This is a genomic window from Algivirga pacifica, from assembly GCF_039543525.1.
GTDB lineage: Bacteria > Bacteroidota > Bacteroidia > Cytophagales > Flammeovirgaceae > Algivirga > Algivirga pacifica.
On sequence record NZ_BAABJX010000053.1, the window covers coordinates 22,095 to 36,385 of the forward strand.

Annotated in this window: 9 protein-coding genes; 5 read left to right on the forward strand and 4 right to left on the reverse strand. The window is 39.0% G+C overall.

Features of this window, described 5'->3' with window-relative positions; genetic code table 11:
* Together ABD985_RS17350 and ABD985_RS17355 are read left to right on the forward strand one after the other, a co-directional pair.
* Positions 1–1,836 (forward strand): chemotaxis protein CheA, encoded by a 1,836-nt coding sequence (locus ABD985_RS17350; RefSeq protein ID WP_345373957.1) that lies wholly within the window; start codon positions 1–3, stop codon positions 1,834–1,836.
* A gap of 329 nt (positions 1,837–2,165) precedes the next feature.
* The gene (locus ABD985_RS17355; protein ID WP_345373959.1) at positions 2,166–2,816 is read left to right on the forward strand and encodes a hypothetical protein; all 651 of its coding nucleotides are present in this window, start codon (positions 2,166–2,168) and stop codon (positions 2,814–2,816) included.
* Positions 2,817–2,869: 53 nt separating this feature from the next.
* Here the strand turns inward: ABD985_RS17355 and lnt are convergent, their stop codons facing one another.
* The 4 genes from lnt to ABD985_RS17375 form a co-directional block, all read right to left on the reverse strand.
* Complete coding sequence (gene lnt, locus ABD985_RS17360) at positions 2,870–4,516, reverse strand: apolipoprotein N-acyltransferase (RefSeq protein WP_345373960.1); 1,647 nt, start codon at positions 4,514–4,516, stop codon at positions 2,870–2,872.
* Between the two features lie 50 nt (positions 4,517–4,566).
* Entirely contained in the window at positions 4,567–5,286 is a 720-nt protein-coding gene (gene rsmI, locus ABD985_RS17365) for a 16S rRNA (cytidine(1402)-2'-O)-methyltransferase (RefSeq protein ID WP_345373961.1), read from the reverse strand.
* A 182-nt stretch (positions 5,287–5,468) separates the two neighbouring features.
* On the reverse strand, positions 5,469–6,458 hold the full coding sequence (locus tag ABD985_RS17370; RefSeq protein ID WP_345373962.1) for an AAA family ATPase: 990 nt from the start codon (positions 6,456–6,458) through the stop codon (positions 5,469–5,471).
* A 375-nt stretch (positions 6,459–6,833) separates the two neighbouring features.
* Positions 6,834–8,177, reverse strand: a complete 1,344-nt coding sequence (locus ABD985_RS17375) for an FtsX-like permease family protein (RefSeq protein ID WP_345373963.1) — start codon at positions 8,175–8,177, stop codon at positions 6,834–6,836.
* Positions 8,178–8,344: 167 nt separating this feature from the next.
* Between ABD985_RS17375 and ABD985_RS17380 the strand changes: the two genes are divergently transcribed.
* The 3 genes from ABD985_RS17380 to ABD985_RS17390 all read left to right on the forward strand — a co-directional run bounded on the left by ABD985_RS17380 (position 8,345) and on the right by ABD985_RS17390 (position 14,281).
* Positions 8,345–10,996 (forward strand): WG repeat-containing protein, encoded by a 2,652-nt coding sequence (locus tag ABD985_RS17380; RefSeq protein WP_345373964.1) that lies wholly within the window; start codon positions 8,345–8,347, stop codon positions 10,994–10,996.
* 460 nt (positions 10,997–11,456) lie between these two features.
* Entirely contained in the window at positions 11,457–12,989 is a 1,533-nt protein-coding gene (locus ABD985_RS17385) for a sodium:proton antiporter (RefSeq protein WP_345373965.1), read from the forward strand.
* Positions 12,990–13,267: 278 nt separating this feature from the next.
* The gene (locus ABD985_RS17390; protein WP_345373966.1) at positions 13,268–14,281 is read left to right on the forward strand and encodes a gliding motility protein GldB-related protein; all 1,014 of its coding nucleotides are present in this window, start codon (positions 13,268–13,270) and stop codon (positions 14,279–14,281) included.
* Positions 14,282–14,291 lie beyond the last annotated feature (10 nt).

The following is a 14,291-nucleotide window of genomic DNA, read 5'->3' on the forward strand; positions in this document are numbered from 1 at the left end:
ATGAGCGATAAAGATGAACAGTTAAGAGAGCTATTCCTTGCCGAGGCATCTGACCAGTATGATGAACTCAATACCTTGATTACTCGCTTAGAGAAAAATCATAAGGATCGAGAAGTCATAGAAGCAATTTTTAGGATTACACATACCCTAAAAGCCAATGCGGCGGCGATGGGATTTGATGCTATTGGTAAGTTATCGCATCTTTTGGAGGATATTTTCAGTGTCCTGAAGAAAGAAGAAATGACGATGACTTCTTCTCTTTGTGATACACTCTTTAAGGCAATTGATAAGATAGGGGAGTTGTTAGAAGGAATCCGTACGGGACAAAAAGTTTCTTATAGGGGACTGCAGGTACGTCTTAAGGTTATTCTTGAGAAGAATAATAACCCACATAAGTTTATTCCTACAACAACGACCAAAGAAGAGACTAATGTGGCTTCTCAAAAAGAAGAAAAGGATGAAAAGCGAAAAGAGGAGATCACAGATGTAAAACAAGAAGAAAAACCTCCCAAGGTTGAGGAGAAGAAGATTTCAAGCCCTTCCAAGGAAGTGAAGAAAGAAGCTCATCCGACGGCCTCCTTGCCTCAGGATTCAGGTACAAATCATAATATGGCTTTATCGGATAGGATTCAGGTACCTATCGATAAGTTGGATGTTTTGATGAACTTGGTGAGTGAGTTAGCGATTGAGAAGGATAGAATTATTACCAATAGCAATCGCTTGGGACGAAATGAGTTTACACGTCTTTATCGAATTACCTCTGACTTACAGTATTCGGTGATGGGGGTTAGGCTGGTACAGATTGATGTATTATTCCATAAGTTCCATCGTATTGTACGTGATGTGGCGGCCTTGGAGCACAAAGAAGTGGAGTTGGTATTGGAAGGAACGGATATAGAGATTGATCGAAATGTATTGCAGACAATCAGTGATTCTATGATTCATTTGGTTAGGAATGCTGTTAGTCACGGGATAGAGGATGAGGTGGATCGTCAGAAAAGTGGTAAACAAGAAACTGCTAGAATTACCCTTCGAGCTAGAAATGAGAAAGAATATGTCGCAATTGATGTAGAGGATAATGGAAAAGGGATTAATCCAGAAGTGATTCGTCGGAAGGCTATAGAGAAGCAATTAGATCCTCCAGAGTATGTAGGCATGCTCTCGGATAAGGATGTGATCAAGTATATTTTTGAACCGGGATTTTCCAGTGCCGATAAAGTAACGGCAGTTTCAGGCAGGGGAGTAGGAATGGATGTGGTCAAGAAAGGGGTGGAATCGATTGGTGGGAAGGTATTCATTCATTCTGAACTAGGAAAAGGTACAAAGTTTACACTCTTACTGCCCTCTTCAATGGCAGTGAAAAATGCCTTGTTGTTTATTGTAAATGATGCTGAATTTGCCATTCCGCTATCCTATACAGAGGCAGTGACTTCCGTAGAGCGCAAGCAGATTTATAAAGTGGCGAATGGCTTGATGACCTTATATCAGGATCGAACAATTCCAGTGATATTTCTGGATGATTTATTCAGTTGTGAGAAGAAAGAGCAACTCTATCACAAAAAACTGATGCATCAGAGTTTTGATCAATCCACCGAAGTGATTTCGCTAAATGTGATTGTAGTGGCGGTAGAGGATACCTTTGTTGGACTAGTAGTAGACAAACTCTTGCAGCAGAAAGAGATTATTGAAAAACCACTGAGTAAACCGTTGGATACTGTTCCTTTTGTCAGTGGAGCGACTATTCTCGGTAGTGGAAATGTATGCCTGGTATTGGATATTCCAGATATCACAGATTTCTTGTTGAAACCTAAGTTGAAGATGACAGCAGTAGTCTAGATGTCTAAACACTAAGTTTTCCGATAGAAATAAAGAGACTGCATCTAAATGGATAAAGGAGGAAGGAAGAAGGATAAAGGAATAGGAACCTGTGGATAGTAATCCTTTATCCTTCTTCCTTAAACCCCTTAAAAGTAGCACTTAACTATAAGTTTACTTGGTGTTCAGTCCAATAGTGCTGTGATTATTTAATACGTGATTAGTAAGTCATTTTACTAGACATCCATACTAGTCACTAATCACGAAAGACACTGTTTTAAGAGGTATAGACAAACTTAATAATCAGATCACTAGTATCTTAATTCAATACCGTTAACCCAGACTATGATATGAATATAGAGGAAACCTTATCCCTGGAAGAGCAAGTATTACAAGAGGTCTCCATCGTAATGGTAGAACATATGGGAAAAGCCATAGGGCAGTTGTTGAACGATGAGGTATTTGTCGCTAAGCAGCGCTTTATAAAAACAGATAGAGAGGGGATTTCATGGGATATTCCTACTGAAGAAATTACTGTATTGAATACGGAAGTAGTGGGAGACATTCAGATACAAACCTATATTTTATTAAAAGAAGAATACAAAGAAGAGTTGTGTGATGCCCTACTGCCAGATCATATGAAAGGGCAACCGGATTTGAGGGAAGGAATGCTCTTGGAGATGGATAATATTGCCATCGCAGCGATGGTCACTAAAGTTGCGAACTTACTACAGTGTAATATTTTTGGACATGTTCCTAGCTTAGAAGTATGGACTGTGGATAAACAACAATCGGTGTTGGAGCAAGAGCACAGGGATAGTGAGTTTATGATTCAAGTGAGTTTGGGGGTGTTCAAGAGACAAATGCCTTTGTCAGTGTATGTTTTTTTTAGAAAAGACATTCACTCCATTCTTTCATCATTTGATAGGACAAAGGCTGTGATAGGGGATGGGCGCCCTAAAAAGGATAAGAATATCTTTCAGAAGCTCTTTGGCATATAAAAAGTAAGGGCGACCAAAAAGGTCGCCCTTACTTTTTATATGCCAAACAAGTTTTAAGAGGTTACCCCTTCTTTTTTCTTGGTAGGAATAAAACTAATACGTTTTTTTACTAAAAACGAGATAAACAACAGTACGCCAATCAAAGCGGACAGTTTACCAATATAGTCGCCCATTTTAACATAGGCCGTGAGTTCCTTATTCAAGGACACGTTTCCTTTGACGGCTCCTTGTAGGCCGTAAGCCAAAGGAGTTATAATCTCACCTTTTTGATTAATCATACAAGAAATACCAGTATTGGCAGAGCGGGCAATACTTCTACGTGTTTCTATAGCTCTAAGGGAGGCAAACGCCAAATGCTGTCGGTGTCCAGGCGTATTATTCCACCAACCATCATTGGTGATAATACTTAGGAAGTTGGCTCCTTTTTGTACATAATCTGTGACATATTCTCCATATACGGATTCATAACAGATAATAGGGGCAACACCTATACCTTCTTGATTCTTGAAAGCCACACGTTCTTGCTGTCTTCCTAAACCTCCAAAAGCACCTCCCATATTAAGCATTAAAGGCTTGAAAACTTCCGGCCAGGGAAGGGTTTCTACACCAATTACCAATTGGGACTTATGGTAAAAAGTAGGTTGATTATCCTCTCCCAAAAACATGGCAGCGTTGAAGACATCATAGTATCCTACACTTTTTCGGAAGCGAGCGGTTTCTGTAGCTTCTTCTTGTCCGTAGAGACGATAAGTATCCACTCCTGATACCAATACACTATTAGGGTATTCTTTATTAAAAGCAATGGCTTCTTGTACCGCCCAATCCTTTAAAGGTTTGTGCTCAAAGATATTGTTATGCAAGGCAGTTTCTGGCCAGAATACAAAACGGGTGCTATCTGTCATATGTTCTTTGGATAGCTCAATGAGTGTTTTTACCTGTTGCTGATAAGGAATGTGAGTCGCTTGGTTACGTCCTCCAGTTCTGGCGTTGTATTGGAACTTTTCGGTATAACAATCAACATTAGGTTGAACCGCTAATACTTCAATAGTCTCTCCTTTTTCCTCATAGGTATTCCATAGGAGTAAAGAAACTAATAGTGGGATGAATAAGGTACTGCCTGTAGCGACCCAGTACTTTCGCCCTTTGATGAGATAGAATACGAGGATATTGACGATTAGTATCCACAAGGTACCACCAAAAGCACCTGTGTACTCATACCACTGTATCCATGAAGGGGTAAATCCAAAGGCATTTCCCAAGTTGAGCCAAGGCCAGGAAAGGTCCCAGTGTAAGTGAACATATTCAAAGGCGATCCAGTAAAGTACAAAAGGAAGATATCCCAACTGGTTTTTGGATGCACGTTTACTGATATGGAAAGCCATGATAGGCAAACTCTGTAAGGCTGCATTAGCTCCCCAGGCAGCCAGAGTAGTCCATGAGGAGGCATTCCACAACCACCAATAGGAAGTAACATTCCAGCTTACCAAAAAAAGAAATGATAAGCTGAATAGCGATAGAAATGGTCTTTTGTAATTGGCTTTATAGAGATATTCCTCAATCAATAAAAGAGGAACCAATCCTATAAAAACAAGAAAAGTTAAAGGAGGGTGCCAGCCGAGGCCTAAAAGGGCTCCTCCAAGGATAGCCAGAAGAGGTAAGAGTCTCCTGTGGCGATCAAGGGTTGTAAAAAGCTTGTTCATCAGTAAAATGGTCTAGTAAATCGTTTAATCAGATCTCAAAATCTATAATCTTACTCCTCTCCGTATTTTTTCTTTTTCTTTTTTTCTGGTGCTTTTCCTTCCACAATCAACACAATTTCTCCTTTGACACCTTTAGCGGTAAAATGCTCAATGAGTTCCTGGAGTGTCCCTCTGGCATTTTCCTCGTATAGTTTTGTGATTTCTCGGCTGACACAGGCTTTTCTGTCTTCTCCCCAATACTCAGCGAGTTGCTGTAGGGTCTTTAGTAGGCGATGAGGAGATTCATAGAATATCATCGTACGATCTTCTTCAGCCAGCTCCGTAATTTTTGTTTGTCTTCCCTTTTTGTGAGGTAAGAACCCTTCAAAGACAAAGCGGTCCGCAGGAAGTCCGGAATTAACGAGTGCGGGAACAAAAGCAGTAGCACCAGGCAGGGTTTCTACTTTAACACCTTCCTCTACACAAGCACGAACCAGAAAAAAGCCGGGATCTGAGATTGCAGGAGTACCTGCATCAGAAACCAATGCCATGGTTTCTCCTTTTTTCATACGTCCAATCAAGTTTTGACTGGTTTTATGTTCATTAAAGGCATGGTGACTAAGAAGAGGCTTTTGTATTTCAAGATGCTTGAGCAAATGTCCCGTATTACGGGTATCCTCAGCCAAGATAACATCAACTTCTTGTAATACCCTGATAGCTCTCAACGTAATATCCTCTAGGTTGCCAATAGGGGTAGGAACGATATATAGTGCTGTTTTATTTTCTTCCATAAGTGATTGCGATGCTGCTTTACATCTGGTGTTTTACTAATAATGAGGACATAGGGGTAGTCCTTCTTGATTGCTCAAAGTTACGATAATTCAAGGGATGTTCTCGATAACCTAAGCATATTAAAAAAGGGAGCTCAGCTCCCTCTTCATTTTTCTATTTATGGATATGATATTCTTATTACTTACTTCTGAACACTGATCTTATTCAAAATGCTATTGATAACATCTTTAGTTGTAATGTCATCCGCTTCAGCCTCATAGTTTAGCAAGATTCTATGATTCAATACATCATAAGCGATTTCCTTGATATCCTCTGGTAATACATAATCTCTACCATGGAAGAACGCTAAGGCTTTGGCAGCTCTATGTAGGTTGATACTTGCTCTAGGAGACGCACCAAACTGAATATACTCAGACAGTTTGTCAAGACCATAGGCTTTAGGATCTCTGGTAGCAAAGATGATATCAATAATATACTCTTCAAGACTAGCAGATATGCTCACATTATTGATGGCATCTCTGACTTGGTAAACCTCTTCTTTAGTTAGTAACTGTTGAACGTTGTCGTCAAAGTTCTGGTTGGACATACGTCTCATGACTTCAAGCTCATCTGCTTTCTTAGGGTAGTCAATGTATACTTTCAACATGAAACGGTCTACCTGTGCTTCAGGCAAAGGATAAGTTCCTTCCTGCTCTACAGGGTTTTGCGTTGCTAATACCAAAAACGGACGATCCAGCTGAAAAGTAGTTTCTCCAATGGTTACCTGCTTTTCCTGCATAGCCTCTAGTAGTGCTGATTGCACTTTGGCAGGGGCACGGTTTACCTCATCGGCAAGGATAAGGTTAGCAAATACAGGCCCTTTTTTGACTTCGAAATTACCATTTTTCTGGTTGTAGATCATGGTTCCGATCAGGTCCGAAGGCAATAGGTCTGGCGTAAATTGTATACGGTGGAAGTCTAAGTGAATCACCTTAGCCAGAGTGTTAATGGTAAGCGTTTTTGCCAAACCAGGTACACCTTCCAGCAGTACGTGTCCATTGGTAAATAGACCGATAAGTAGGCGATTGACCATATACTCCTGACCAACAACCACTTTACTCACTTCTTTAATGGTAGCGTTTACTTTTTCTTGTAGAACGCTCAGATTCGCCGAATTTTCCAAAGTACTCATATCTTCAATTTACACTACTGTATATTGTTCAAAAAAATAATCCTTTCTGTCCCTTCTTCCTCTGCACTTTACACAATTATAAGGACTCCCTCATACAAAACCGAAGACGTATTTACTTAGGTAAAAGGTATTTAACATTTCCTAACAGTTGTCTGTCACCTAATAAGAAATTATAACAGGAAAGAAATTTATAAATGATCTTATGGCAGTGGTATTTGTTCATACCGCTACACGGCGTCTGTTAATTGAGCTTCGCTCGTTCATAGTGTTTAGTTGATTTTTTCATTTAACTTAAATGCAAAGCACATTATTCAACTAAACACTATGAACGCAATTGCGAAGCAATAGCAATTAAACATTATGAACAAGAAAGAATCAGTTCGCATAAGGGCTGCCAATGGTTTTTGCTGCATTCTTTGCAGGGAATATGGAAGCCAATAAGGTAATGACTACAATTACTAGCCCAATTTGTATGAAGTCATTTAATCGCATCTCTACAGGGTAGAGGTTCATAGGGTTGAGGTAGTCTCCTGAGCCTAATAAATGGTATTTATCTTGTAAATAACAGAGCATAAATCCTAAGCTTAATCCTAGTGAGGATCCTGAAAAAGCGATGATGCTTCCTTCAATCATGAAAATACTACGAATCATATTCTTAGAGGCTCCCATGGAAAAAAGCATACTGATATCTCGCTTCTTTTCTATGACCAGCATTGCTAGACAGAAAAATATATTGAAAGAGGCAATTCCCAGAATAATCGCAAAAGCCATAAAGACAAATAGCTTTTCGATCTCCAATGCCATAAGTATATCCGCTTGTTGTTCTCTCTGTGTGAGTATTTCAAATTGATTGCCTAGAACCTCCTGCAGTTCTTCTTGTAAGTCTACTGCAGACCATGTTTTAGCGACCTTAATCTCCAGAGAAGAACGATTCCCTGAGTGGTTGAGTAGATGCTCTGTCATGGATATAGGTACAATCACAACAGTAGCGTCTACTTGAGATTCGGCACTAAATACTCCTCCAGGTAAAATCGTGCTACGATTAAAAGCTGTTTCAGGAGTCATGACCCCTTTGTATTGTCTTTTAGGGTACCAGATCTGCAAGGGAGCGAAGGATTGATTAATATTAATACCAAGCTCATGTTTTATTCCTAGTCCTAGAATGGCTCTTTCGGTACCGTTCTTTACCAGTAAGTGTGATCCTTCGATAATGGTGGTGTCTAGATGATTTTGTAGGTAATAATTATCTGTTACCCCCTTGATGGTGATGACCTTTTGCTTATCGTTTGAAATTAATAGGGCATTATCTTCCAGCACCTCAGTGATCTCAGAAATACCTTCTTGTTGTAAGAGTAATGCCTTCAGCTTTTCATCATAGGTAAAGACTTTCCCTTCTTTAGGTTTAATCAGTAATTCGGGAGAAAAACGGTTATACATATTGACGGTAAACCGCTCCATTCCATTGAAGTAAGATAAGGCTATTACCAGAGCAGCCGTACATATACCTATACCGATCATAGAGATATAAGATAGGATTTGGATAAAGTTTTGCTCAACGACAGCATCCAGTAGTTGGTGATAAGCTGTACGGACCCTTTTGCGAGAAAACGTCAATAATGCCACGACAAGCCACAAAAATCTACTGAATAAGGTAAGGGTACCTTTTTGTGAGGTGAAATATCGTTTGGCAATAAAAAAAGAAGTATGGTAGGAAAACATAAGATGCCGTAAAATCTATCGTTCTATATTGGTATAGAAAATTGAAAAGGTTCAATTTAATACGCAATATTTCATAGTTTTATGAGAAATTCTAAAGGGAACTCACTTTTTTAAGTTTTCTTTTCATGTGCTTCTCAAGCAATCATCTACTCAAGCAGTTAAAACCAATGAAAATCCAACGAGCTCTTCTTAGTCTGTTTTTTTTATTAACGATCTTTTGTTCTATCAGTGTACATGCACAAAGTATAGAGTCTGTGACTAAGTACTTTGAAAAACATGACTACAAGAAAGGTAAGGAAAGATTGGATAAATGGATCCGTAAAAAAGGCGCCTCGGTAGAAACCCATTACTTATTATCATTATACTATTCGTATCCAGGAAATATGTCCTATTATTTTTTGGACTCCGCCTATCATTATAGCTTGAAGGGTATAGAGACTTGGAAAGGACTTTCTACAGAGTTAAAGCAAGAACTGATAGATGAGCAAGATTTCTCATTGGTCTTATTGGAAAAGCAGAAAGAAAAGATAGAGCATACTGCGTTTGATATTGCCGTTCAGCTTAATACAGAAAAGGCTTATGCGGAGTATTACCTAGATTACCCTCAAGCCGAGTATCAGGAAGTTGCTGCTGTGAGACGGGATAGTCTTGGTTTTCTAAAAGCGCAATTGGAGGATACGTATCAGGCATATGCATCTTTCTTGAAGAAGTACCCTGAAGCAAAACAGGTAAAAAAAGCCCAAGAAGCTTATCATCTTAATCTTTATCAAACATTAACCGAGGACAACACTGTCGTAAGCCTTTCTGCTTTTATTGAGCGATATGCAGATAGTCCTTATATCAATGAAGCAGAGCAGCGATTATGGCAGGTACTGGTTTATGACCATAGTGAAGAAGCATATAAAAACTTTGTACGAGCTTATCCTCATAGTAGCTTAGCTAAGCAGGGATGGTATGCTTTATGGTACAAATATGAGGATAAGAGTCTATTCTGGAGGCAATATCCTGATGCACCAGCTTATTTTAGGTTGTTGCAACAAGTGGATCGAGAGAGTTATTTGCCATTCTTTGATAAGGATAAAAAACGATATGGTTTTTTTAATGCTCAGGGTGAAGTCAAAGTAGCGGCAATGACTACGACGATTTCAGATGACGCCCGATGCAAAGGTGTATCAGAGGATTATATTATGATTTCTGATGAACAGAATAAGTGGGGAACAGTAGACAAGCTGGGGAATGTCACACTTCCCTTTATTTTTGATGAGATCAAACCTTTTGATCAGGAAATACTTAAGGTGCGAAAAGGAATGCATTGGGGACTGTTCCATAAAGGAGGGTTTGAGGTTATCCCTTGTCAATATGATGTCATTACTCCTTTAATTACAGGCCTTGTGATACTGCAGAGAGATAATACGACTTTCTTGAGCTCTTATTATGATCAGAGAGTGTTATGGGCATTAACCTATAAGGTTAGTAGGCTCAACGAGTACCTTCTCCAATTAGAAGAGCAAGGGAAGTATGCATTACTGAGTATTTTTGACCTGTTCAATTCTTCAGAATGGGAGCCTTTCTTTGAGTATGATGAGATAGAATGGGTTGATGAGAAATACATTTTAGCTTACAAGGAAGATAAAATCAATTTATTAAAGGCTACTGGTGAGCTACTCTTTTCAGAGGTTAATGAGGTAGCATACACTTCGGCAGGCTGGTTTGTTCAAAAGGATACGGTATTCCAATTATTTAACGAAGAGGGCAACCTATTATCAGAGAAACGATATGAAAAGGTTTCTGTGGGGGCAATAGGTACAGTTGTTAAGCAGGGAACACAGTGGGGATTATTGAATGATCAGGCAGAAGAGCTTATTCCTTTAACTTATGACTCGGCCTTTTTTTGGGGAGCGGAAGGTGTGATGCTTTTGAAAGGAAAAGAGAAGTGGGGGTACTTTGGAGAACAGGAACTACTTTCATTAACCCAATATGAAGGAATGCAACTGGTGTTTGGATATAGACAAGCAGAAGATCAATTGCTACGACAACCTTTTATTATTAGTAAAAATAGAAAAAAGAGGTTTATGCTATCTGACCAAGATGGGAATGTATTATTAAAACCTATTTATCAGGAAATAAAAATACTGAATGAAACAGTAGTGGTAGCCAAAAATATGAGAGGGGAATATGAGGCTTTCAACCTTCAGGGGAAAAAGCTAATTCCATCTAGTTATGATGGCATTGTAGCCGCTTCTAAAAAAGGAACTTACGCATTATTGAATAATAAGAAGTTTGGATTATTTGATGTTAAAGGAACATTGAATATTTCGGCAGAGTACGATGTATTATTACAGCCTTTCGGAGAGAAAGAGCCTTATTACATCGCTAAACAAGATAAGTTTGGGATTATTGATCAGCAAGGTAAGACCATAGTGCCTTTTGAGTTTGAGGAATTGACCTATTGGAATGACTCAGTCGCTTTGGTGAAGGCAGATCAATACTGGAAGTTGTATCATATTCATAAGCATTACTTTTTGACGGAATCGTTTGAATCTTATGAAGAGGTCGTTACGTCTTCTAAAGAAAAACTATTGATCACATATCGAAATTCTGGCTATGGGGTTCTTAGTAATCAACAAGGACGATTAATTCTGGAAGAGTTTTCAGATATCATGATCATGGGAAGTGAAGACAACCCTATATTTTTTGTTGAGAGAGCTATCAATCAAGTGGGATTATATGTTCTGCTTTACTTTGATCGTAATGGAGAACTTTTAAGGGAAGATATTCTTCGGGAAAAGCTTTATCAACAGATCTCTTGTGTGGAATAGTGTACTCATTTATAGTAGGCTACCTTTAGATAGGGTTTCGAAAATAGGATTATCAGAGGTTTCTTTTAAACATGCGTTAAAGAGAGGTGTTTCGCAAACGAATGTTAATAGTATATAATTTAGGGTTATACTTTATGTTGATTTTTTCATATAAAGTATAACTTTATTTTTATTTGGCCGTATTTACTAAAAGGTTTTCGATTCTATTACGAGGGCTTTTTTTTCTGAAATAGAATATAAGTGTGGGGGGTGGAGACCTATTTTAGAAAGTCTATATTTTGTGTTATAATTGCGAGCATGACACTTAAAAATTGACTTATTAAGGGATTTTGTGGTGTTTACCAAATAATAGCCAAGTGTTGACGATAAAAGAATTATAGGTTAACTGTGTTACTGATAAAAAGTTAACATAAAGTTAACGCAGCCATTCTGAATCTGGAATGCAAATTATAAGCTAGACATGAAAAAACAACTTATCATACTGACTATGGTCTTAGGTGCTTTAATGGTCAGTACAGGAGCCTCTTGGGCAGCAACAAGTGCCATTACCTCAGTAACGGAAGTCGCAGGAGGGCACGGTAGCGTACCAAGCTGGTTAGTTATCCCATTTGCCACTCTTTTGATCATGATTGCCACAGGACCACTTTTTTACGAGAAGTTCTGGCATCACCATTACCCTAAGGTAGCGATCATCTTAGCGACGGTAGTGGTAGGATATTATATTTTTGGCCTGCATAATACTCATGGTCCGATTCACGCATTCTTTGAGTACTTTCAGTTTATAGCACTGCTCTCTTCTTTGTATATCGCCTCTGGGGGGATTATGATTAAGATTGACAAGAAAAGTGCTCCTATGTTGAATGTGATTATCTTGGTGATTGGTGCTGTAATATCAAATATCATTGGTACAACAGGGGCCTCTATGCTATTGATTCGTCCGTTTATTCGTTTGAATAAGGAACGTATTCAGCCTTACCATATTGTGTTCTTCATCTTTATGGTCAGTAACTTAGGTGGTGCATTGACACCGATTGGTGATCCTCCATTGTTCTTGGGATTCTTGAAAGGGGTGCCGTTTGAATGGACCCTATCACATAGTTTGCCAATGTGGATATTTGCTATAGCTATGCTTGCGGTGATCTTCTACTTTTATGATAAAAAAGGATTGACGAAGAAGAACCCAATTTTTGGTATGGAGAAACCAAAAGAGCGTAGTGGAAAGATAGAGATTGTGGGCGCAAAGAACTTTGCTTGGTTAGTTGTAGTTATCATAGCTGTATTTATCGATCCTGCCAAGCTAAATTGGGTACCGGGTATTATTCAGGAGCATGAGCATTTCTCTATTGGTTTTGCGAGTAATATGCCAGAAGGGGCTACGATATTCTCTTTCGTAAGAGAGCTGATCATGTTTGCCGTAGCTTACCTGTCATTCAAGTTAGCGGATGAAAAAGCAATCAAAGGCAATGATTTTAACTTCGAGCCAATTAGGGAAGTAGCCTTTATCTTTATTGGAATCTTTGGTACTATGATGCCAGCATTGGAGTTGGTAGCAGGCTTTGCTGCTTCTCCAGAAGGAGCTGCCTTGATTAACCATAATACTTTGTATTGGGGAACAGGGGTACTTTCAGGGATTCTGGATAATGCACCTACTTACCTGAACTTCCTGACAGCGGCCATGGCTTCCAAGTCTGCAGATATTAATAGTGTTGCTGAGGTAGTATCTTTTGCAAATGGCGGATATGCCAACTCGGTACTGGAACTACAGGCAATATCTATCGCAGCAGTATTCTTTGGAGCAATGACGTATATTGGTAATGGACCAAACTTTATGGTAAAGTCCATCGCAGAGCAGACTGGTATTGAGATGCCGTCTTTCTTCGGATACATCTTGCGTTACTCTCTTCCTATTCTGTTAGGAGTATTGGTGGCGGTTTGGGCACTATTCTTCCTTAATGAAGGATTGACTCAAGCTTGGAATGCGCTTATAGGATAAGATTTAAGAACATATAAATAGTAAAAGGAGGAGACTATCTTATAACGGATAGGTGAAATCATTTTTCAAATGGATAAAGGAGAAAGGATAAAGGAAAAAATACCTTATGACAAGGTTTTCATTCCTTCATCCTTTCTCCTTCAACATTATAAGCATATATCCTTGAATGATTTTACTTTTTGGAAGAGTTATGAGACAGTCTCTTTTTTCATTTACTTTGGATCAATATTCTCTTAGAAAAATATAAAAACCATAGTAGACGCTTAGAAAATAGACCTATGATGCGATATATTTTGTCGGTATTGACTGCTTTAGTGATGTTGCAATCGTGCAAGGAAGGACCTCAGGTTCCGGATACATCAGGAATTGAGGTGGAGGTGAAGGTAAGGAGAATGGAACAAGAGGTAATGGCCTTGAAAAGTAAGGAGGAGATAGCTCAGTTTTTATCAGAGAATCCAAGAGTAGACTCTCTGTATTTTCTACAGGCTTTTCAACATAGACCTATTACGAGAGAGCAGGAGATAGAGATGATCTGGCGCTTTATTAATAATGAGCATACTGAAAAACTATTGGAGGAGTCCTATAAAGATTTGGAGGATATGACTCCTATTGTAAAGGAACTAGAAGAGGGCTTTAAGTTGATGAAGTACTATTTTCCAGACTTTAAAGAACCTGAGCTTTATACCATGATTTCAGGCTTTGGAATGTCTGGGTTTGGAGGGGACTTTGTGGACGGAAGAGACTTTGTCGTGCTTGGGATTGATTATTTTTCGGATAGTGTCTCTTACCAGCCGCCTCATTTGCCTTTGTACATGTATAAGCGTTACCAACCTTCTTATATCTCGGCAGCTTTGTTGACCTTATTGAGTAGGGAGTATATTAATTATAACCTTAAGGACCGTACGCTAGTTAATGAAATGCTGGCTTATGGAAAGGCGCATGAGATTAGAAGACGAACACTACCTCATGTAGCCGATACGACACTTTGGGGGTGGTCAGCGGAAGAGTTAGAGGGAGCTTATGCCAATGAACAACTGATATGGTCCTATTTTATAGAAAATGAGTTGTTGTTTGATACGAAAGCGATAACTTCAAAGAAATTTTGTGGAGAGGCTCCTACTGTCCCAGAAATAAGTCCTGAATGCCCGGGTAGGATAGGGCGATGGTTGGGATGGAGAATTATCCAACAGTATATGGAAAAATACCCAGAAAAATCGTTACAAGAGGTCTTGGAGATCGATGATGCCAAGGAACTTCTTTATCAATCCGGGTATCGTCCGCCACAAGAGTAGTATAGCAAGA

Bases quoted from the DNA above. Each gene is read 5' to 3' on its own strand.
- ABD985_RS17370 (WP_345373962.1), bottom strand. From the start codon at position 6,458: ATGAGTACTTTGGAAAATTCGGCGAATCTGAGCGTTCTACAAGAAAAA.
- ABD985_RS17375 (WP_345373963.1), bottom strand. From the start codon at position 8,177: ATGTTTTCCTACCATACTTCTTTTTTTATTGCCAAACGATATTTCACC.
- ABD985_RS17380 (WP_345373964.1), top strand. From the start codon at position 8,345: ATGAAAATCCAACGAGCTCTTCTTAGTCTGTTTTTTTTATTAACGATC.
- ABD985_RS17355 (WP_345373959.1), top strand. From the start codon at position 2,166: ATGAATATAGAGGAAACCTTATCCCTGGAAGAGCAAGTATTACAAGAG.
- ABD985_RS17390 (WP_345373966.1), top strand. From the start codon at position 13,268: ATGATGCGATATATTTTGTCGGTATTGACTGCTTTAGTGATGTTGCAA.
- ABD985_RS17350 (WP_345373957.1), top strand. From the start codon at position 1: ATGAGCGATAAAGATGAACAGTTAAGAGAGCTATTCCTTGCCGAGGCA.
- lnt (WP_345373960.1), bottom strand. From the start codon at position 4,516: ATGAACAAGCTTTTTACAACCCTTGATCGCCACAGGAGACTCTTACCT.
- ABD985_RS17385 (WP_345373965.1), top strand. From the start codon at position 11,457: ATGAAAAAACAACTTATCATACTGACTATGGTCTTAGGTGCTTTAATG.
- rsmI (WP_345373961.1), bottom strand. From the start codon at position 5,286: ATGGAAGAAAATAAAACAGCACTATATATCGTTCCTACCCCTATTGGC.